General features: G+C 68.9%; 15 protein-coding genes and 1 tRNA gene. 5 read left to right on the top strand and 11 right to left on the bottom strand.

What is annotated here, in order from left to right:
- Nucleotide 1: 1 nt before the first annotated feature.
- A complete protein-coding gene (locus ACEU5R_RS02110) occupies nt 2-808 on the bottom strand; it encodes a MetQ/NlpA family ABC transporter substrate-binding protein (RefSeq protein WP_103271362.1) in 807 nt (268 codons plus the stop codon).
- A 194-nt stretch (nt 809-1,002) separates the two neighbouring features.
- Between ACEU5R_RS02110 and ACEU5R_RS02105 the strand changes: the two genes are divergently transcribed.
- Nucleotides 1,003-2,076, top strand: a complete 1,074-nt coding sequence (locus ACEU5R_RS02105; protein ID WP_392409002.1) for a DUF6817 domain-containing protein — start codon at nt 1,003-1,005, stop codon at nt 2,074-2,076.
- Nucleotides 2,077-2,078: 2 nt separating this feature from the next.
- Here ACEU5R_RS02105 and ACEU5R_RS02100 read toward each other — a convergent pair whose 3' ends face one another.
- Together ACEU5R_RS02100 and grxD are read right to left on the bottom strand one after the other, a co-directional pair.
- Entirely contained in the window at nt 2,079-2,639 is a 561-nt protein-coding gene (locus ACEU5R_RS02100; RefSeq protein ID WP_103271363.1) for a UbiX family flavin prenyltransferase, read from the bottom strand.
- Nucleotides 2,640-2,643: 4 nt separating this feature from the next.
- Nucleotides 2,644-2,970: a Grx4 family monothiol glutaredoxin gene (gene grxD / locus ACEU5R_RS02095; protein ID WP_103271364.1), complete on the bottom strand. Its 327-nt coding sequence runs from the start codon at nt 2,968-2,970 to the stop codon at nt 2,644-2,646.
- 268 nt (nt 2,971-3,238) lie between these two features.
- Between grxD and ACEU5R_RS02090 the strand changes: the two genes are divergently transcribed.
- The gene (locus ACEU5R_RS02090) at nt 3,239-3,880 is read left to right on the top strand and encodes a TetR/AcrR family transcriptional regulator (protein WP_392408963.1); all 642 of its coding nucleotides are present in this window, start codon (nt 3,239-3,241) and stop codon (nt 3,878-3,880) included.
- Here ACEU5R_RS02090 and prmC read toward each other — a convergent pair.
- The 3 genes from prmC to hemA all read right to left on the bottom strand — a co-directional run bounded on the left by prmC (nt 3,877) and on the right by hemA (nt 7,163).
- Nucleotides 3,877-4,701 carry a peptide chain release factor N(5)-glutamine methyltransferase gene (prmC, locus tag ACEU5R_RS02085; protein WP_103271366.1) on the bottom strand — a complete coding sequence of 275 codons (825 nt, stop codon included), beginning with the start codon at nt 4,699-4,701 and terminating at the stop codon, nt 3,877-3,879. The two genes, ACEU5R_RS02090 and prmC, sit on opposite strands and share 4 nt — an antisense overlap.
- Before the next feature lie 16 nt (nt 4,702-4,717).
- Complete coding sequence (gene prfA, locus ACEU5R_RS02080) at nt 4,718-5,800, bottom strand: peptide chain release factor 1 (protein WP_103271367.1); 1,083 nt, start codon at nt 5,798-5,800, stop codon at nt 4,718-4,720.
- Nucleotides 5,801-5,888: 88 nt separating this feature from the next.
- The gene (hemA, locus tag ACEU5R_RS02075; RefSeq protein WP_103271368.1) at nt 5,889-7,163 is read right to left on the bottom strand and encodes a glutamyl-tRNA reductase; all 1,275 of its coding nucleotides are present in this window, start codon (nt 7,161-7,163) and stop codon (nt 5,889-5,891) included.
- Nucleotides 7,164-7,486: 323 nt separating this feature from the next.
- On the opposite strand from hemA, the gene ACEU5R_RS02070 reads away from it, so the two are divergent.
- A tRNA-Phe gene (locus tag ACEU5R_RS02070) sits at nt 7,487-7,562 on the top strand.
- Between the two features lie 191 nt (nt 7,563-7,753).
- On the opposite strand, the gene ACEU5R_RS02065 is transcribed toward ACEU5R_RS02070, so the two are convergent.
- Nucleotides 7,754-11,131, bottom strand: coding sequence for an autotransporter domain-containing protein (locus ACEU5R_RS02065; protein ID WP_392408962.1), 3,378 nt, complete (start codon nt 11,129-11,131; stop codon nt 7,754-7,756).
- Nucleotides 11,132-11,343: 212 nt separating this feature from the next.
- Between ACEU5R_RS02065 and ACEU5R_RS02060 the strand changes: the two genes are divergently transcribed.
- Nucleotides 11,344-12,327, top strand: coding sequence for a GAF domain-containing protein (locus tag ACEU5R_RS02060; protein ID WP_392408961.1), 984 nt, complete (start codon nt 11,344-11,346; stop codon nt 12,325-12,327).
- 4 nt (nt 12,328-12,331) lie between these two features.
- Here the strand turns inward: ACEU5R_RS02060 and ACEU5R_RS02055 are convergent, their stop codons facing one another.
- Entirely contained in the window at nt 12,332-13,264 is a 933-nt protein-coding gene (locus ACEU5R_RS02055; protein WP_392409001.1) for a LysR family transcriptional regulator, read from the bottom strand.
- 118 nt (nt 13,265-13,382) lie between these two features.
- On the opposite strand from ACEU5R_RS02055, the gene ACEU5R_RS02050 reads away from it, so the two are divergent.
- On the top strand, nt 13,383-14,891 hold the full coding sequence (locus tag ACEU5R_RS02050; RefSeq protein ID WP_392408960.1) for a CoA-acylating methylmalonate-semialdehyde dehydrogenase: 1,509 nt from the start codon (nt 13,383-13,385) through the stop codon (nt 14,889-14,891).
- Between the two features lie 94 nt (nt 14,892-14,985).
- Here ACEU5R_RS02050 and ACEU5R_RS02045 read toward each other — a convergent pair whose 3' ends face one another.
- The 3 genes from ACEU5R_RS02045 to ACEU5R_RS02035 all read right to left on the bottom strand — a co-directional run bounded on the left by ACEU5R_RS02045 (nt 14,986) and on the right by ACEU5R_RS02035 (nt 17,860).
- On the bottom strand, nt 14,986-15,735 hold the full coding sequence (locus ACEU5R_RS02045; RefSeq protein ID WP_103271372.1) for a sulfite exporter TauE/SafE family protein: 750 nt from the start codon (nt 15,733-15,735) through the stop codon (nt 14,986-14,988).
- A gap of 71 nt (nt 15,736-15,806) precedes the next feature.
- Nucleotides 15,807-16,805: a tripartite tricarboxylate transporter substrate binding protein gene (locus ACEU5R_RS02040; RefSeq protein ID WP_103271373.1), complete on the bottom strand. Its 999-nt coding sequence runs from the start codon at nt 16,803-16,805 to the stop codon at nt 15,807-15,809.
- Between the two features lie 152 nt (nt 16,806-16,957).
- Entirely contained in the window at nt 16,958-17,860 is a 903-nt protein-coding gene (locus ACEU5R_RS02035; protein WP_233772613.1) for a LysR family transcriptional regulator, read from the bottom strand.
- Between the last annotated feature and the right edge of the window lie 48 nt (nt 17,861-17,908).

The raw sequence follows: 17,908 nt of genomic DNA, 5'->3' as shown, positions 1-17,908 counted from the left end.
CTTACCAGGAGGTGGCGTAGGCGCCGGGGAACTGCCTGGCGACGAAGGCCTTGACCTCATCGGACTGGTAGGCCTTGATGAAGCGGGCGATGCGCGGATCGCTCTTGTTGTCCTCGCGCGCGGCGATGACCACGGGCGCGAAGGGCGCGTCCTTGCTTTCCAGCGCCAGCGCATCCTTGGCGGGCGACAGGCCGGCCGGGATGGCGTAGGCCGAGTTCACGGCGGCGGCGTCCACGTCCTTGAGCGAGTGCGGCAGCTGCGCGGCCTCGATCTCGATGAACTTCAGGTTCTTGGGATTCTCGGCGATATCGAAAAGCGAGGCGGTCACGGTCACGCCCGGCTTGAGCGTGATCAGCCTGGCGGCCTGCAGCACCAGCAGGGCGCGCGCGCCATTGGTCGGATCGTTGGGAATGGCGACCTTGGCGCCCGGCGGCAAGTCGTCCAGCTTGGACACGCGCTTGGAATAGATGCCCATCTGCTGCACCACGGCGGTGGCGACCGGCACCAGGTGATAGCCGCGCGCCTTGTTCTGCGCGTCCAGGAAGGGCTTGTGCTGGTAGATGTTCAGGTCCAGCTCCTTGGCATCCAGCGCCGCGTTGGGCTGGATGAAGTCGCTGAATTCCACCAGCTTGACCTTCAGGCCGTCCCTGGCCGCGACCTCGCGCACCACCTCGCCGATCTGCGCGTGCGGACCGACGGTGACGCCGACCTTGAGTTCGGCGTCCTGGGCCGAGGCCGGCGTTGCGACGGTGCCGGCGGCGAAGCCGAGCAGGACGGACAGTAGGGCCAGGGAGCGGCGCAGGCGCATGGGAGTTCTCGCGAGACGGGAGTCGAAGGAAGCCTGGGATTCTAGATAGCGTCCCTCAAAACCGGAAGCGATGAATTTTCATATTCATATGCCCATTCGAATATAAGGACGCGGCCATGACAAGCGCGCCGCGCCGCGACACAATAGCGGCTGCCTTCATCGACCCGGCGCGCACTCGCCGCGCCCGCATGCCCATGTCCACCGCTACCGAACTCCATCCCCTGGCGCGCGCCCTGCTGGCCGACCACTATGCCGCCGTCGACGCCGACCTGCCCGCTTTGCTAGACCTGCTGTTCGCCCGCAGCGCCGGCGAAGACTGGCACAAGGCCGGCACCTTCAAACACCATCTGTTGGGCGTCTACCGCACGCTGGCGCTGTGGAACCAGCCGCGCGAAGTGCGGCTGCTGGGCCTGTTCCACAGCGTGTACGGCAATGAGTACGTGGACCTCACCCTGTTCGACCGCGAACGCGAGCGCAACACGCTGCGCGCGGCGCTGGGCGAGGAAGCCGAGGAATGGGTCAGTCTGTTCTGCGCCATGCCGCGCACGAAATTCGTGCAGGCCGTGCTGCAGGGCCAGGGCGCCGGTCCCGAGGGACTGGCGCTGGAAGGCGCCGACGGCCAGGTCCACACGCTGACGCCGCGCCAGGTGGCCGCCTTCATCGTGGTATCGGCCGCCGACATCGGCGAGCAATGGCACAGCTGGCAGGACGAGATCTTCGCCGGCTATCCGCAGCAGCAGCGCCGCGACCTGAAGACGCATTGGGCCGCCTCGCTCTGGCCCGGTCCGCTCAAGCCGCCGTCGAACATCCTGTCCATGCTGTCGCACCTGCTGGCGCCGCTGTCGCGGCTGGCGGACGGCACCGGCATCCCGGTGCCGCCGGCCTTCGACCATTGCCGCGCCACGCTGACGCCGCGCGACGAGGCCGCGGCCAGCGCGCTGTACTGGCAGGTGGTGACCCGCATGCAGCCGCTGACCGAGATGGACAGCGCCCGCCACATGCTGGAAGCGGCCGTCGAGCACAATCCCTGGGTCGGCGAGCCGCGCCTGATGCTGGCGCAGCTGGCGCTGACGGCGGGCGATTTCGAGGCGGCCGAACGCCACGCCGCGGCCGGACTGGCGGCGCTGCAGGCCTGGGGCACGGCCTGGGACAAGCGCATCGAATGGGCCGGCTGGATGGCCTGGGCCCGCATCGAACTGCAGAACGCACGCGCGCGCCGCTGGCCGGAGAACCTGGCCGCGCTCAACGGGCTGGGACTGGTGGAATGACCCTACATGCCCGCCCAATGCGGGCCGGGCACGTTGATATCGAACATTTCCAGCACGCGGGCCACGGTGTGGTCCACCATTTCCTCGATGCTGGCCGGCCGGTGATAGAACGCCGGCAAGGGCGGGAACACGATGCCGCCCATCTCGGTGACGGCGGTCATGTTGCGCAGGTGCGCCAGGTTGAACGGCGTCTCGCGCACCATCATCACCAGGCGCCGACGCTCCTTGAGCGTGACGTCGGCGGCGCGCGTGATGAGATTGTCGGACAGGCCGTGGGCCACGGCCGCCAGCGTGCGCATCGAGCAGGGCACGATCACCATGCCGGCGGTCTGGAACGCGCCGCTGGCCAGCGTGGCGCCCACGTCGCGGATGCTGTGTACATGGTCTGCCAGCGCATAGACGTCGTGGCGGCCCACGTCCAGCTCATGCTTGATGTTGAGCACGCCGGACGCCGAGATCACCAGGTGCGACTCGACATCCTCCACGCCGCGCAGCGCCTGCAGCATGCGCACCGCGTACAGGGCGCCCGTGGCGCCCGTGATGCCGACGACGAGACGACGCACGGGATCAGGCCGTGGCGCCGGATTGCTCAAGCAGGGTCTTGAGCTCGCCGGACTCGTTCATCTCGGCCATGATGTCCGAGCCGCCGACGAATTCGCCGGACACGTACAGCTGCGGGATGGTCGGCCAGTTCGAGTATTCCTTGATGCCCTGGCGGACTTCGTCGTCCTCCAGCACGTTGACCGTCACCAGCTTCTTGACGCCACAGCCCTTGAGGATCTGGATGGCCTTGCCAGAGAAGCCGCACTGGGGAAACTGGGCGGTGCCCTTCATGAACAGCACGACGGGATGCTGGGTAACGGTTTCGCGGATGAATTCTTGGACGTCGCTCATGGTGATCTCGCAGACAGGCGCCGCGCGGGCGCCGACAAGGGAATTGCACAATTATAGGTACTGCCGGGAAAACCGGCCGGAACCCCCTGCGCGCCGTCGGGGCTTAGGCGGGCGCCGGCCCATCCCCGCACCGCCGGCCGGGCCGGCGCCCAGTCTCGGATCGGTCCGTTCCCGCCAGTCCGGCCCCTCAAGTCGCCTAAACTTGGCGCTCGATCAGGGGAGATCCCATCCCGCCCCCTGATGCCGCGAAGCAAGATGAGGCCGCCAGATGCGATACCAGACGACCCGGCCGGAACCCCGGCCCACCAAGTCCCCCCGGACCAAGCCGGCCGAAGTCCGCCTGGACGAGCTGATGGCCGCCGCCGAGAAGCTGTTCCTGGCCAAGGGCGTGGAAGCCACGACAATCAGCGAGATCGTCGAGGAGGCGCAGGTCGCCAAGGGCACGTTCTACCACTACTTCGCGTCCAAGAACGAGATGCTGACCGCCCTGGGCAACCGCTACACCGCCCGGTTCCTGGAGCGCTTGCGGAACGCCGTGGACGGCTGCCCCGCCGGCGACTGGCGGGCGCGGCTGCAAACCTGGATCCGCGTCAACGTCGAAGCCTACGTCGAGACCTTTCGCACGCACGACATCGTCTACGCCAACCATCACCACCACGATCGTTCCAACCAGGACAAGAACGCGATTCTTGAGCAGTTGCAGGACATCATCGAGCGCGGCATGGCAGCCGGCGCCTGGACGACCGACCAGCCCAGGATCGTGGCCCTGCTGATCTACGCCGGCGTGCATGGCGCCACCGACGAACTCATCGCGGCTCAGCCCGCCGACTGCGCGGCCTTCGCGCGGGCGGTCGCCGACAGCTGCATGCGCATGCTCGACGCGCCCAGGCCGCGCGGCCAGACCCGCTAGCGCCGGCCCGGCCAGCGGCCGCCGGAAATGCGCTCGATGCCGGCCAGGTCGCGGCGGCTTGCCACGTCCTCGAAGCCGGCCGCCTGGAGCAGGCCGCGCACCGCCTCGGCCTGGTCCCAGCCGTGCTCCATCCACAACGCGCCGCCCGGCTTGAGCCGCGCGCCGGCGCCCTGCGCGATGCGGGCCAGGTCGCCCAGTCCGTCGGCGCCGTCGGTCAGCGCGCCGCGCGGCTCGAAGCGCACGTCGCCCTGTCGCAGGTGCGGATCGTCGCTGGCCACGTAGGGCGGGTTGGAGACGATCAGCTCGAAGCCCTCGCCGGCGGGCACGGCGTCGAACCAGCTGCCTTCGACAAAGCGCACCGAGGCCGCCAGTTCCCAGGCGTTGCCGGCGGCCACGGCCAGCGCGGCCGGACTCAGGTCGCTGGCCATCACGCGCGCGTCGCGCCGGGCCAGCGCGATCGAGATCGCGATCGCGCCGCTGCCGGTGCCCAGGTCCAGCACCGCCGGCGCGGACTGGCCTTCCAGGCATTGCAGCGCGGTTTCGACCAGCACCTCGGTATCCGGACGCGGAATCAGCACGTCGGGCGTGACGCGGAAAAGATGGCCCATGAATTCGCGGCGGCCGACCAGATAGGCCATCGGCTCGCCCGCCAGCCGGCGCCGGGCCAGGTCCTCATAAGCCTGCTGCGCGGCGGCCGGCAGCGGATCGGTGTCATGCGCCAGCAGCCAGGCGCGCGGCTTCTGCAACACGTGCTCCAACAGCATGCGCACTTCCAGGCGCGGCAGCCGGGCATCTGCGAGCAAGGTCTTGACCTGGGTCATCGCGCGCCTCCGTGGCTCAGACGTCGTCGCCCAGCGCCGCCAGCTGCTCGGCCTGGTGTTCGGCGATCAGCGCGCCGGTCAGTTCTTCCAGGTCGCCTTCCATGATCTGCTGCAGCTTGTACAGCGTCAGGTTGATGCGATGGTCGGTCACGCGGCCCTGCGGGAAGTTGTAGGTGCGGATGCGCTCGGAGCGGTCGCCCGAGCCGATCAGGCTCTTGCGCTCGGCCGCTTCCTTGCTCTGGCGCTCGCGGGTTTCCTTGTCCTTCAGGCGCGCGGCCAGCACCTGCATGGCCTTGTCCTTGTTGCGGTGCTGCGAGCGGTCGTCCTGGCATTCCACCACCAGCCCGGTCGGCAGGTGGGTAATGCGCACGGCCGAATCGGTCTTGTTGATGTGCTGCCCGCCGGCGCCGCTGGCGCGGAAGGTGTCGATGCGCAGGTCGCTGGGGTTGATGACGATCTCGGACACCTCGTCGGCCTCGGCCATGATGGCCACCGTGCAGGCCGAGGTGTGGATGCGGCCCTGCGCCTCGGTGGCGGGCACGCGTTGCACGCGGTGCGCGCCGGACTCGAACTTGAGCCGGCCGTAGGCGCCGTCGCCGTCGATGCGCGCGATCACTTCCTTGTAGCCCCCCAGCTCGGACGGGCTTTCCGACATCAGCTCGACGCGCCAGCCGCGCTGCTCGGCATAGCGCGTGTACATGCGCAGCAGGTCGCCCGAGAACAGCGCGCTCTCGTCGCCGCCGGTGCCGGCGCGGATTTCCAGGAACAGGCTGCGGCCGTCATTGGGATCGCGCGGCAACAGCAGCAGCTGCAGCGCGCCTTCCAGTTCCTCGATCTTGCCCCGGCTGGCCTTGATCTCTTCCTCGGCCATGGCCTTCATGTCGGGATCGGACAGCATCTCCTGCGCGGTGGCGAGATCTTCCTCGCTGCGCACGAAGGCATTGAAGGCCTCGACCACGGGCTCCAGCTCGGCGCGCTCGCGCGAGAGCTTGCGGAAGCGGTCCATGTCGGACGCGGTGTCCGGTTCGGCAAGCATGGCGTCGACCTCGATGAGGCGATGGCACAGATGCTCCAGCCGGCTGCGCATGGATGATTTCATGATGGGCGGTACTCGAATGGGGGAAAGCGGATGGCGGGCGTGCGGCAACGCGGACGCCCGCCGCGAGGCGGGACGCGGGCCAGCGCCGCTAACGGCGGGAGTCGCGGCCGGGGAACAGGCGCGGCATCCAGGCAAGCAGCTGCTTGCGGTCCTCGCCTTCGCTGCGGTTCAGCGCCGCCAGCGGGCCATGCAGGTATTTCTGGGTCAGGCCGTGGGCCAGCTGCTCCAGCACGGCTTCGGGCGATTCGCCGCGCGCCAGCATGCGGCGCGCGCGCTCCAGTTCGGCGGCGCGCACGTCCTCGGCGGCCTGGTGCAGGTCGCGGATGACGGGCACCACTTCGCGGGATTGCATCCAGTGCATGAAGCCCTGGACACGGGTTTCGATGATGGCCTCGGCCTGCACCACGGCGGCGCGGCGCGCGTCGGTGCCGGTCTGCACCAGGCGGCCCAGGTCGTCCACCGAATACAGGTAGACGTCGTCCAGGCGGCCGACTTCGGGTTCGATATCGCGCGGCACGGCCAGGTCGATCATGACCATCGGGCGGTGGCGGCGCAGCCGCGTGGCCCGCTCCACCATCCCCAGCCCGAGGATGGGCAGGGAGCTGGCCGTACAGGACACGATCACATCGAATTCGGACAAGCGGTCGGTCAGGTCCGACAGCTTCATGGTGCTGGCCGAGAAACGATTGGCCAGCAGCTCGGCGCGCTCGGCCGTGCGATTGGCCACGACCATGCTGCGCGGGCGTTGCGCGGCGAAGTGCGTGGCGCAGAGTTCGATCATCTCGCCGGCGCCGATGAACAGCGTGCGGGCCTGGCCCAGGTCGCCGAACACGCGCTCGGCCAGGCGCACGGCGGCCGCGGCCATGGACACGGACTGCGCGCCGATGGCGGTCTGCGACCGCACTTCCTTGGCCACCGAGAAGGTGCGCTGGAACATCTGGTGCAGCAGCGTGCCGAGCGAACCGGCCTCGCCGGCCGCGCGCACGGCGTCCTTCATCTGGCCCACGATCTGGGTCTCGCCCAACACCATGGAATCCAGGCCGCTGGCCACGCGGAAGGCGTGACGCACGGCGTCGTCCTGGTGATGGCGGTAGAGGTGCGGGCGCAGGGTGCCGGCGTCGAGCCGGTTGTAGTCGGCCAGCCAGGCCGGCAGTTGCTCGGCCACATGGCCGTCGGCCGCGCAATAGATCTCGGTGCGGTTACAGGTCGAGAGGATGGCGGCTTCGCGGACCGAGCCGCCGAAGGCCGAGCGCAATCCGTCCAGCGCGGGCCTGACCAGATCGACGGGCATGGACACGCGTTCGCGAACCGAGACCGGCGCGGACGTGTGATTCAGACCGAAGGCAAGGACAGCTACCGACATGTGGGAAGGATGGGCGGGCCGCCCTGTACTTGTGAATATGTAACAGCAGACCGTTAAAGATTATACCTCCGCGGCTTATCCACGGACCACGGCGACGGCCAGGCGCGACGCTGGGTCGCACCTGGAGCGCACACGGGTCGCACGCGGGCCTGCCCTGCTTCCAACAAGCGCGACGTCGGCCGAGGAGATACCGGCGTCGGCACTGCACATCGACATGCAAGCCGGCATCGGCATGCGCCGGGCCGGGTCCGCCAACTTTTTCAAACTTTTTTCGCGCTGACTGGCACAAGTCCAAAAAATTGTGTATAGTTGCGGACTTCGTTGGCCTGGTAGCTCAGTTGGTAGAGCAGCGGATTGAAAATCCGCGTGTCGGTGGTTCGATTCCGCCCCAGGCCACCAAAGAATTCAAGAAGAAGGCCAGCTCCGATGAGCTGGCCTTCTTGCATTGCCGCGCTGATACGCACTCGATACGAGCGCTGCGGCCCGAGCCGCGACCCAACCCGCGACCCAACCCGCGACCCGACAGGCAACCCGATCTCGATCCCGTGGTCTCTGGCCCAGGGCGGGATCGGAGCCGGATCGAACTCAGATCAAAACCGGATGCCAAGACTGGCCTTGACGCCATGATCTCGCGCCGATGATCCGATCATCCCCGAATACGCCAGGCCCAGCGCGGTCCCCCGGCCCAGCGTCACATCCATGCCGGCCTCGATCAACGCAGCATTCCTCGCGATCGGCACGCCGGCCGCCGTGAACGCGTCTCCCCCCGCAAATCGCTGCGCCGATGCCGGCGTCGTATCTCCCAGCGCATGGCGCCAGCCCACCGACGCGCGCGCGGTCGCGGCCGCGCGGCCCAGCGTGAACGCGCCCGATGCGCGCAGGCCCAGGGTGGTGTAGCCCACGCCGGTATCCTGTCCTCGCGCGCGCAGCGCCGCCGCGCCGCCCCGCTCGTCGATCCTTCCGGTTCGCAGATTCACATAGGCCGCGCTGACGAAAGGCTCGACGGCCGCCACCGCCGTGTCGATGCGATAGCCCAGGTCCCCGAAGACCTGGGTCGTGCCCGCGCGGTAGTCCGCCTTCAGCGCATCCGCGTACCCGGCGAACGCCACCGGACGCGACACGCGCAGCGCATGCCAGGTGTGAGCCGCGCCCAGGCGCAGGCCCAGCCGGCCCCATTGCGCGCCGCCATACAGCCCCAGATGGAAGTTGTCGCTGGATCCCGAGGCATTGCCGACATCGAAGCGGGTCCGGCTGTAGCCGGCCAGCGCGCCGGCGCGCCAGTGCTGCGACAGGCGCGCATCGGTCCCGAGCAGGAAGCCGCCGGTCGAATGATTGAGCCTGGCGGCGTTGCCATCGCTGCCTGTCCTGCCCCAGGCGCCGAAGCCGCGACTCCAGACCGCCTTGCCGTCCGGCCCCACCTGCGCCGCCTCTGCCTGCCGCCCGTGCAGGGTCATCGATTCGGTCGACACCCCCGCGCCGCCCCAGGCAGCGCGCAGCCGGTCCGTGACGGCCTCGCGGACATGGCGGCTGTCCTCGATCAGCGCGGTCCTGGCGCTGGCCAGGATCTCGCCGGACAGCTGGTCGAAGGCGCCGCGCGCGGCGACGGCGGTCGGCAGCTGGACCACTGCGTCATAGACAGGATTGGCCGCATTGACCCCGATACGCTCAATGGCACGCGCCACGGCGGCCTGGTTGCGCGTGCGGGCCGCGTCGACAAAGGAAACGTCGTTGCGCGCCAGGTTCAGATAGGCGTTGTTCGCGTCGTAGCTCAGCGTCGGATCCAGGAAGGCGTAGCGCGACGCGACGCCCTCGAACGCGCCCGACAGGCCCTGGTCCGCCGTCAGGATCGTGTAGGTCGAACGCAGCGCATAACTGCCGCCGTTGCCGACCAGCGCCACCGAGCCGCCGTTGAGCGTGGCCTTGCCGGTGACGCGCGTGAGATCCGATGCCTTGCCCGCCGGATCGACCTCGACCTCATAGCGGGCCCCCCGGGCGACGACAAGCTCGCCATTGACCGTGAACGTGCCGATCGAATTGCCGGGCGCAAGCGTGCCGCCCGGCTCGACCGTTACGACCGAACCGGCGCCTGAACCGACCGTGCCATGTCCGCCCAGTCGCGCCCCGTCCTGCACCGACACCGAACCGCCCAGCACGGCAGCGGCGCGCGCCGCGTCCGCGCCCACGATCAACGATCCAGCCGATACCACGGTGCTGCCCGTGAAGGCCACGCTGTTGCCCGCCTGGATCAGCGCGCCCGCGCCGCGCTTGATCAGGCTGCCCCCGCCCGACAGCGCGCCGCCATAGGTGGCATCCACGGTCTGGTCCAGGATGAGCGTCGCGCCCGGGCTGATGGCGGCGTTGCCGCTGAACCGCTCGGCCGCGCTGGACAGCGCGCCGGCCTGCACCGACCAGTCGAGCGCGGACGCGCCGGTCAGCGTCAGCGTGCCACCACCCTGCTTGACCATCCGTCCATTGACGCCACCCAGGCCGCCGATCGCACCGGCGTAACCGCCATCGGCCGCCTGGTTGAACACCACCGTGGCGGCATTGCCGATATCGCCCGAGAGCGAAGCCGTGTTGCCGATCAGCGTGCCGGCCAAGACCCGCGTATTGCCATAGGCGTTGCCGGCGCGGTCGAGCCGCAATGCGCCGGCGCCGGACTTGATCAGGTCGCCCGTCCCGGCCATCGCGCCGATCAGACCAAGCTCGGTGTTGGCCGCCACATCGAACTGCCCGGCGCCCGCCAGCGTTACGGTCCGGCCCGAATCGAAACTGGCCGTCGTCGCCAGCGTGCCGCCGTTCAAGGTCAGGCCGCCGCTGGCCGCGCCAAGATTGGCATCGCGCGACACCTGCAGGATCCCGCCCGTGACCGTGGTGCCGCCGCGATAGGTGTTCGCGCCGCTCAGCCGCAAGGTGCCCGCGCCCGTCTTGACCAGGCCCAGCGCGCCCGCGCCGCCGTCCTGGATGAGTCCCGAGAAGGACGAGTTGGCCAGCAGCGAGGAATCGACCGTCAGCACGCTGTCGGCCGCGCCGTCATTGGTGATGATTCCCGCCCCGGCCGCCTCGCTGTTGATTCGGCCGACCACCGTGCTGTGACCGTTCAGGCGGAGTATGCCGCCGGGCGCGGGTCCGCCGAACAGATCGAAACGCACGTCCACCCGGTTCGTCAGCGCGTTGTCGCTCTGCACATCCAGCACGCTGCTGTTGGAGAAGTACTTCACGCCCGCGCCGACCGCGCCGGCGACCGAGGCATTGAGACGGCTGCTGCCGAAGAAATCCTGGGTGCCGCCGCTGATGGCGCCGGCAACCTGGGCATTGAGCTGGCTCGTGCCGTAAAAGGTCTGGAAGCCTCCGCTGACGGCCCCGGATACGGTGGCATTGAGCACGCTGCTGCCGTTGAAGAACTGCTCCCCTCCGTTCAGGGCCCTGCCCGCCGATGCATTGAGAATGCTATCCGCAGCGAAGTCCTGAGTACCGCCGCTGACCGCGCTGGTGGCTGTCGCGTTCAGCGTGGCGCTGCCATAGAAGTACTGATTTCCCCGACTGATGGCATCGCCCGCCGAGGCATTCAGCATGCTGGTATCGCTGAACGTCTGCTCGCCGCCGCCGATCGCATTGGCGGCCGTCACGTTCAGCGCGCTGCTGTCGTAGAACTCCTGCTCTCCCCCGCTGATGCCGCCGCCAACCGAGGCGTTCAGCACGCTGCTCTCTTGGAACGTCTGCCGGCCTCCGCTGACCGCGTTGGCGGTCGCCGCGTTCAACGCGCTGTTGTCGCGGAAGGACTGATTGCCGCTGGAAAAAGGCCCTCCCGTCGCGTCGTTTCCCGTATAGGTCTGCGCGCGCGCCTGCGGCTCGAAGAATGGGCTTGCCAGCATCGTGATCAGCGCCGCAGCGCTCCCAAGTGAGAATTGACTGCGCCGACGCGGGCAGGCGGCCGTGGCCGCCGAGGCAAGGTTGCGGCTGTTCATGACGCGATTCCTTTATGCCGGCCAAATGGCATGGCGAAGCGCCATGTCCCCCCAATGCGGCGGCCTCGAAAAGGCGTCCCGCCCGGCATGGATATCATGCTTGCAAGGACGGAACCGGCGCGTCAATACAGCCCCGATCCACTGAACATCCTGGACGGACGAACGAACAAGGATTTTTAATTTACACGGGGATGCGCCGCCGCCGGCTGGGTATGCTGTGGCCGTGGCGGGTCGATCCGCTCCTTGAATGGAAATCGAGAGCGGCGATCATGCGCGCTGGCAATGGCTACCGAAGCTGGCTTCCTGGAGAGACCGCGCATGCGCGCGCCGGAGAATGCCTGAGCCGCGCGGGCACGCTGTTGCCGAGCCTGTCCGCCGAGACCGCCATGACGGAACTGATCGCCCATCTGGGCCGGACACTGCGGGCCGACCGCTGCCGGATATTCGAATACGACGGCGATCTGCTCCGTTTCCGCAACAGCCATGAATGGTGCGCGCTCGGCGTCGGTTCGCATCTCGCGGATCTGCAGGACACGCCCGTCGCGATCATCGCCTGGCTGCATCGCGACCTGCTCGCCGGCAGGACAGTGATGATCGACGACGTCGCCGCGCTGCCGGCCCCCGCGCGCGCATTCAAGCGCGAACTGCTGCGCCAACAGGTCAAGAGCGTGCTCAGCGCGCCCATCTTCCAGGCCGGGCGACTGCGGGCCTGCCTGGCGCTGGACGCCGTGCAGGCGCCACGCGCGTGGCGGGACGACGAGGCGGCCCTGCTGGACTTGTGCGCGCGCCTGATCGGCGCCGCGCGCTATCAGAGCCAGGCGCCCGCCCGCGACGTCGCCGATCGCGGCGCGAAAGCGCCGTTGCTGTACCTGGACACGGGGGCGGGCAGGATCCGGGGCGTGCCGCTGCGGGCCATCGTCGCGGTCCGGTCGATGCGCAACGCGACGCGTCTCTGGATCGACGACGGCAGCGTCGAGCTCGACCGGCGTCCGCTGCATGTCTGGCGCACGCTATTGCCGCAGGCATCATTTCCCAGCATTCATCGCACGGCCATCGTCAACCTGTCTCATGTCGCCGCGCTGGACAAGCACGCCGGCGCGGGTTTTCACTGGCAGCTGCGCCTGCGCGGCGTCGCCGAGCCCTGGCCCGTGTCCCGGCCGCATCACAGGACGCTGACCGACCGACTGGGATGGTAAAGACCTACTGTGCTTCAGGCGCGGACAGGGCCTCCCGGACATGCTCGACGAACAAGGACACCACGCGCGGCACATGCGGCGTATAGGGCCTGACCGCGTACAGCCGGTCGGCGAAGTCGCCTTCCACCCGCCAATCGCCCAGCACCTCGACCAATGTCCCGTCGCGCAGCGCCGAGCCGGCGCTGAAATCGGGCAGCAGCGCGATGCCGACGGAACCCAATGCGGCCTCTCGCAATACCTCGCTGTTGTTGGCCGCGAAGCTGCCCCGGACCGGCACCTGCACGCGCTCGTCCGCCCCCGGACGCCGGAACGCCCAGGCCGCCGCGCCCGAGCGCCGCAGGTAATGGATGCAGTCGTGCCGCTCCAGATCCGCCGGCACGGCGGGCGTGCCGTGCTCGGCCAGGTACCGAGGCGTGGCGACCAGCACCGAACGTATCTCGCCGATCAGCGAAGCCACATGCGTGTCGGGCACCTCGGCCACGTGCCGGATCGCCAGGTCGAAACCCTCGGTGGCCAGCGCGGCCAGCCGGTCGCTCAGGTCCAGCTGGATCTGCACGTCCGGGTAGCGCTTGAGGAACGCCGGAATCAGCGGCGCGATGACCTGCCGCCCCAGCGCCACCGGCGCCGTCATGGCCAGCACGCCCCGGGGCCCGGCCGACAGGTCCTTCACGGCCGAGTAGCCCGCCTCGATGCGCTGGAACGCGGCGGCGGTCTGCTCGACCAGGTGCGCGCCCGCCTCTGTCAGGCTGACGCCGCGCGTGGTGCGCCGCACCAGCGGCAGCCCGACGGCCTTTTCCAGCTCGGCGATGCGCTGGCTGACCGAGGCCTTGCTGAGCTGCAGACGCAGGGCGGCCGCCGTGAAGCTGCCGGTCTCGGCCAGGATGCCCAGGCAGTGGATGTGCGACCACAGGTCTTCCAATCGTCTTGCTCGTTCCATGCGCATTCCGTTGTGCAGAATTCCAAACACTGATTCCAGCGTATCGGTCTCGACGGCCGCGACGCGTTCAGCGACATTGCGGGCTGGTCCAGCCATTCCCCAATTCCAGGAGCACAGCATGAACGCAAGCATCGTCGGCCACTACATCGGCGGCCAGACCGTGCCCGGGCAAGGCGCCCGCCAGCCGGTCTACAACCCCGCCACCGGCGCCGTCGCCCGCCACGTCGCCCTGGCCACGCCGGACGAGGTGGCCCGCGCCGTCGCCAGCGCCCAGGCCGCCTTCCCCGCCTGGGCGGACACGCCGCCGATCCGCCGCGCCCGCGTCATGTTCAAGTTCCTGGAGCTGCTGAACCGTCACCGCGACGAACTGGCCCACATGATCACCGCCGAACACGGCAAGGTCTTCACCGACGCGCAGGGCGAAGTGTCGCGCGGCATCGATATCGTCGAGTTCGCCTGCGGCATTCCCCAGCTGCTCAAGGGAGACTACACCGAACAGGTCTCCACCGGCATCGACAATTGGACCATGCGCCAGCCGCTGGGCGTGGTGGCCGGCATCACGCCCTTCAACTTCCCGGTGATGGTGCCGATGTGGATGATCCCCGTCGCCATCGCCGCCGGCAACACCTTCGTGCTCAAGCCCAGCCCCATCGACCCCAGCCCGTCGCTGCGCATCGCCGAACTGCTGAAGGAAGCCGGCCTGCCGGACGGCGTCTTCAACGTGGTGCAGGGCGACAAGACGGCCGTCGACGCGCTGCTGGAGCATCCCGACGTGAAGGCCCTGAGCTTCGTCGGCTCCACCCCGATCGCCAATTACATCTACGAAACCGGCGCCCGCCTCGGCAAGCGCGTGCAGGCCCTGGGCGGCGCCAAGAACCACATGGTGGTGATGCCCGACGCCGACATCGACCAGGCCGTGGACGCGCTGATCGGCGCCGGCTACGGCTCGGCCGGCGAGCGCTGCATGGCCATCAGCGTGGCCGTGCTGGTGGGCGACGCGGCCGAGCGCTGCCTGCCCAAGCTGATCGAGCGCACCAAGGCGCTGAAGGTGCTGGACGGCGAGAACCTGGACGCCGAGATGGGCCCCATCGTCACCCGCGCCGCCCATGAGCGCATCAGCGGCTACATCGCGCTGGGCGAGCAGGAAGGCGCCAGGCTGCTGGTGGACGGCCGCGGCTTTCGCGGCGCGCAGGCCGGCGCGGGCTGCGACGACGGCTTCTGGCTGGGCGGCACGCTGTTCGACCATGTCACGCCCGACATGCGCATCTACAAGGAAGAGATCTTCGGCCCGGTGCTGGGCTGCGTGCGGGTGCCGGACCTGAAGGCGGCCGTCGATCTCATCAACGCGCACGAATTCGGCAACGGCGTGGCCTGCTTCACCCGCGACGGCAACGTGGCGCGCGAATTCGGCCGCCGCATCCAGGTCGGCATGGTGGGCATCAACGTGCCGATCCCGGTGCCCATGGCCTGGCACGGCTTCGGCGGCTGGAAGCGCTCGCTGTTCGGCGACATGCACGCCTATGGCGAGGAAGGCGTGCGCTTCTACACCAAGCAGAAGTCCATCATGCAGCGCTGGCCCGAGAGCATCGCCAAGGGCGCGGAGTTCGCCATGCCGACGGCGAAGTAGGCCTCGTGCGCGGGCGGCGCGATGCCGCCGCCCGTGCCCCAAACCACGGACATGACGGCATGCCGGACGCGGCGACCGCGCCATGCCAGCGCCATCACGCCGGCGACATCCACCCGCGATAGATCGCCCCCGCGCCAGCCACCGCCAGCAGCAGGAAGATGAACCGCTGCAAGCGGGCCGGCGCCACCCGCGTCCTGAGGCGCGATCCGGCGTACAGCCCGGCCAGCGCCACGGGCAGCAGCAAGGCAGCGCTCTTCAGCATGGCCGGCTGCGTATACAGCCCGGCAGCGGCGAAGGCCCCGGCGCGGACGACGCCGCTGGCCAGGATGACGACCGAAATCGTGGCGCGGAACGCGTCCAGCGCGGCGATGCGGCGCGACAGGTAGATGGTGTAGATCGGCCCGCCCGTGCCGAACAGCGCGCTGAACACGCCACCGAACACGCCGAACGGCAGCGCCCAGGGCGTGGGCAGCGGTTCCTGGCTGGCGCCCCGCCCGCCCTTCAGGCCGCGCGCGCAGACCGTCAGCACGAAGCAGCCCAGCACGATCAGCGGCCAGCGCGCGCCGGCATTGCGCAGCAGCGTCACGCCCAGGAAGATGCCCAGCAGCATCCACGGAAACAGCCGCGCCAGTTCCACGCGCGACACCTGCCGCCAGTTCCGGCCGCCGACCAGCGCCGTGCAGGCCAGGTCGAACAGCACAACCAGCGGCACGGCGAAGGACAAGGGCATGAACTGCGCCAGAATGGGCACGGCGACCATGGCGGCGCCGAATCCCGTCATGCCGAATACCACATACGCGATGAAGACGACGGGCGCGGCCAGGGCGATGAGGTCGGCGGGCATGTCGCGATCTGCCTACATGAAAGTGAAAGGGCATGGCGCGCGCGCCAGCCATCAGGACGGCGCGCGGCGTTTCAGTTCGCCGTGATCTGCTTTTTCTGGACCAGCGCCTGCCAGCGAGCCGACTCCTGCACGATCTCCTCCTTGAGCGGGCCGGGCGGCTTCACCGCCGCGGACATGCCCTGCTCCTCGAAGTAACGCTTCATGCCGGGCTGCTCCACGGCCGTCTTGAGATCGGCCAGCAGCCGGTCCACGATGGGCTGGGGCGTGCCCGCCGGCGTCATCAGCGCGAACCAGCCGGTATATTCGAAGCCGGGCACGCCCGCCTCGGCCACGGTGGGCACATCCGGCAGCAGCGGCGAGCGCTCCTTGCCCGTGACGGCCAGCGCGCGCAGACGGTCGCCCTTGAGCAAGGGAGTGATGGCATTGATGTTGGCGACGGCCACTTCCACCACGCCCGCCATCAGGTCCGAATAGGCCGGCCCTTCGCCCTTGTAGGGTACGTGCACCAGCTTGACGCCCGCCGCGTCGCTGAAGGCCTCGCCCGCCATGTGCGTCTGGCTGCCCACGCCGGCGGAAGAGAAGTTGAGCTTGCCCGGCCGCGCCTGGGCATAGGCGATCAGCTCCCGGATGTTCTTCACCGGCAGGCCGGCGTTCACCGTCACGACCATGGGCCCGCTGGCCACCTTGCCGACCAGGCTGAAGTTGTCCAGCGAATACGGCAGTTTGCCGTAGATAAACTGGTTGACGGTGAACATGCTGCCCGATGCCAGCAGCAGGGTATAGCCGTCGGCGGGCGACAGGGCCACCGCCTGCGCACCCACGCTGCCGCCGGCGCCGGCGCGGTTCTCGACGATCACGTTCTGCTTCAGGCGCTTGCCCAGCTCGGACGCCAGCGCCCGCCCCAGGAAGTCCGTCGCGCCGCCGGCCGCGAAGGGCACGACGATGCGGACGACCCGGTCGTCGGGCCATTGCGCGCGCGCCGGCGTCGCGAGCAGCGGCGTCAGCATCAAGGCACAGGCGAGCGTCCTGGCGAAACGCCTGCGGTGTTGGGGGTGAACCATGTGCGGCATGTCAGTCTCCTTGGATTCCCGGACCCGGGAGCCCTCCGGTGCGTGCCGGCGGGCGTTTTTGCAGGCAACAGCGTTTCTTGAGGCGACAGCTCTCCCTCGGGCCGATCGGCCCGACGTATACCGGAGGAAGCTACGTGGAATGCGACGGTTGCCTAGCGCGAGCCGGCCCGTTCTTTTTCTTGGCTGTCGGCGCAAACCGACTTCAGCGCCTCGAGCAGCAGGCGCGAAAGATGAGACCTCGGGTTCTCCTTGGGAACCAGGATGCCCAGCCGTCGGGTCACCGTCGGCGAGCCAAAGGGAATCACGCGGATGGTGGCGGGGAACTCGTTCTTCACGCCCCGGGCCGGCACCACCGAGGCGCCCAGGCCATTGGCGACCATGGCCACCACGCCTTCCAGGTTGTCGATCTCCATGGTCGAGCGCACCACGATCTGGCGCCGCAGGATCTCCTCCTGCACCAGGTGGCCGACGCGCGCCAGGCGATTGAAGCGCACGTAGGGCGTCTGCTCCAGCACCTCCTGGTCGCTCGCGCCCTTGACCGAGCGGTGGGCGATGACGACCAGCTGCTCATCGACGAAGGGCAGGAAATCCAGGTCCGATCGCGGCACCTCGGGCTCGGTCACGATGGCCACGTCCAGCTGCCGGTGGTGCACCGCGCGTTCCAGGTCGTGCGTGAGACCCGTGGTGACGTGAACCTCCAGGCCATGGCCCTGCTTCTGCAGATGGCGCAGCGCCAGCGGCAGTACGCCGGAGGCGCAGGTATGCACGCTGCCCAGCTTGAGCAGGCCCGCGCCGGTGCCCTTCTTCAGCGCCGCGCTCATGCTTTCCCAGTGCGCGATCAGGTCGCGCGCGCGGTGCACCAGCGCCAGCCCGGCGTCGGTCAGGACCGGCGGACGGCGGCTGCGGTCGAAGATCGCGATCTCCAGTTCCTCTTCCAGCGCCCGCACCTGCATGCTGACGGCCGACAACGACAGGCCGATGCGATTGCCGGCCTCGGCGAAGCTGCCGCAGTCGGCGATCGCGATCAGGGTGTAGAGCGTCCGGATATCCATCATGCGGGCCTTGGTTCAGGGCGGGGTGGGCGACACGGGGTGGGCGACAGT

The sequence above is a fragment of the Achromobacter sp. 413638 genome (assembly GCF_043119405.1).
In the GTDB taxonomy this organism is placed as follows: Bacteria; Pseudomonadota; Gammaproteobacteria; order Burkholderiales; family Burkholderiaceae_B; genus Achromobacter.
This window is presented reverse-complemented; position numbering and strand designations above follow the sequence as displayed.